Source organism: Komagataeibacter kakiaceti JCM 25156 (genome assembly GCF_000613305.1).
Genome location: NZ_BAIO01000321.1, coordinates 1 through 2,724, shown reverse-complemented (window position 1 = coordinate 2,724; position 2,724 = coordinate 1). Strand labels below are relative to the sequence as shown.

General features: G+C 65.1%; 2 pseudogenes. Both read right to left on the bottom strand.

What is annotated here, in order from left to right:
* Positions 1–124: 124 nt before the first annotated feature.
* Positions 125–2,120 (bottom strand): annotated as a pseudogene (locus tag JCM25156_RS24305) (KUP/HAK/KT family potassium transporter).
* A 126-nt stretch (positions 2,121–2,246) separates the two neighbouring features.
* Positions 2,247–2,724: pseudogene (locus JCM25156_RS13040) on the bottom strand (YggS family pyridoxal phosphate enzyme); the annotation flags it as partial.

Sequence of the window (2,724 nt, the reverse complement as noted above, 5' to 3'; positions counted from 1 at the left end):
GCGCGCGGGATTTCATCGCGCACATGGCTGTTGAAATCACAGTACGGGCATTTGGACAGGCAGAACGGCCAGTGCACGTACAGCGCCAGCGGTTCTTCCCTGTCCATGGGCGCGGGCACGCGGCTCAGATCGCCAGCCGCACGCCCAGCTCCACCACGCGATCCGGCGGGATGCGGAAGAATTCCGTGGCGGGCGTGGCGTTGCGCGCCATGAGCAGGAACAGCGACATGCGCCACCGCGACATCTTGGGCACGGAGGAGCGGACCAGAAGCTCACGGCTGGTGAAGTAGGAAGCCTGAAGGGCGTCGAAATCGAGGCCGCTGGCCTTGAGGTCTTCCAGCGCGCGGGGCAGGTTGGGCATTTCCATGAAGCCGTAGCGCAGGATGATGCGGTAGATGTCCGGGGCCACTTCCTGCAACGCCACGCGGTGCCCGTGGTCGGCTTCGGGCTGGTCCAGCGTCTGCACGGTCACGAACAGCACATGGTCATGCAGGACCTTGTTATGCTTGAGGTTGTGCAGCAGGCAGGCCGGCACGAAATCCGGGTTGCCGGTCATGTAGACGGCGGTTCCCGGCACGCGGATGATGCGGGACTGCGGCAGGCGGGCCAGGAACGAATTCATCGGCATGCTGTCCTGCTTCTGCCGGTTCATGAGAAGCTGGCGGCCCTTCTTCCACGTCGTCATCATAAGTGTCAGCACGATGCCCAGCAGCACCGGCACCCAGCCGCCTGCGGGATCTTGAGCGCGTTGGAGGCGAAGAACGTGCTGTCGAGCACGAAAAAGCCGCCGAACGTCGCGATCGCGGCCGGGCGGGACCAGTGGTACAGCCTGCGGAACACCACCATCGCCAGCACGCAGGTACACATGAAGGTGCCGGTCACCGCGATGCCGTAGGCCGAGGCCAGCGCATCCGAACTGCGGAAGCTCAGCACCAGCAGCAGCGCGCCGATCATGAGGAAGCGGTTGAACTCGGCAGGTAGATCTGGCCCTCTTCCTCGGCATTCGTGTGGGTCACGCGCATGCGCGGCAGGTAGCCAAGCTGGATGATCTGGCGGCATAGCGAGAACCCGCCCGAAATGCCCGCCTGGCTGGCGATGACCGTGGCCATGGTCGACAGGATGATCATCGGCACCTGCAGCCAGTGCGGGCCAAGCAGGAAGAAGGGATTTTCCAGCGCCGCCGGGTCGTGGATGATCAGCGCCCCCTGGCCCAGATAGTTCAGCGCCAGGCAGGGCAGCACGCAGAACAGCCATGCGTAGCGGATGGGCTGGCGGCCGAAATGCCCCATGTCGGCATAAAGCGCCTCCGCCCCCGTGACGGACAGCACGACCGAACCAAGCGCGATGAATGACAGCCACCCGTGATAGACGATGAACTGCACCGCATAGGTGGGCGATATGGCCAGCAGGACGGCGGGGTGGTGCAGGATCTGCAACCCGCCCAGTATGCCCAGCAGGCTGAACCACACCAGCATGATCGGGCCGAATATGGTGCCGACCTTGCCCGTGCCGTAGCTCTGCACCGAAAACAGCCCGACCAGCACCAAAAGCGCGATGGGAATGACAAGGTCATGCGCGGCGGGGAAGCTGACTTCCAGCCCCTCCACGGCGGAGAGGACGGAAATCGCGGGCGTGATCATGCCATCGCCGAAGAACAGGCACGCCCCGCCGATTCCCACCATGCCCAGCGCGATGCGCAGCCGGGTGCTGGGCGCCACGCGCTGGGCGAGGGACATGAGCGAGATGATCCCGCCCTCGCCATTATGGTCGGCGCGCATGATCAGGATGACGTATTTCACCGTAACGATCAGGAACAGTGACCAGATGATCAGGCTGAGAACGCCCAGCACTTCCCACGGCTCGATCTTATGGTGCTGCGATACGACCATGATGGTCGAACGCAGGGCGTAGATCGGGCTTGTGCCGATATCACCGAACACCACGCCCAGAACGCCCAGCAGCGCGGCGAAACCGACCGGATTGGCGGCATGTTCGTGCTGGTCGGCGCCATATTCGGTAATCTGGGGCGGCGCCGGAGTGTTGGCGGCGCTGGCGGCAGGATCACCGCCAGCGGGCGTCGTCTGGGGTCCGGGGGCAGCAGGCCCCGTGGGTTGCGTCATGTCGTGACGGCTCCGCGGCAATAAAGACAGAAAACCGGCATGGGATCGCGACCGGATAGTTCCGCATTACCGTCTCACCCCATGCGCAGCAAGGGGCCTGTCCGCTCAGGTGCCATTCCCCCGGTTTCAGGGGTGCGCGGGCCGCGCCCCGAAAATCGCGCTGCCACCCGCACCAGCGTGGCGCCGCAGGCGATGGCGGTCTCGAAATCGGCGGACATGCCCATGGACACCACCGCCAGCCCGTGCCGCGCCGCCATGTCGGCCAGCAGGCGGAAATGCGGCGCCGGATCCTGGTCATGCGGGGGGATGCACATAAGCCCCTTTACCGCCGCGCCAAAGCGGGCGCGGCTGTGATCGATGAAGTCATCGGCCTCTTCCAGCCTTACGCCGGATTTCTGGGTTTCATCGCCGGTATTGACCTGTACCAGCAGGTCCGGGAGCCTGCCCGCCCGTTCCCCCGCGCGCGCGATCGCATCTGACAGGGCGGGCCGGTCGAGACTTTCGATCATGTCCGCTATCCTGACCGCTTCCGCCGCCTTGTTGGTCTGCAACCCGCCGATGATGTGCAGCCGCAGATCCGGCCAGCGCGCGCGCAGGGGCGGGA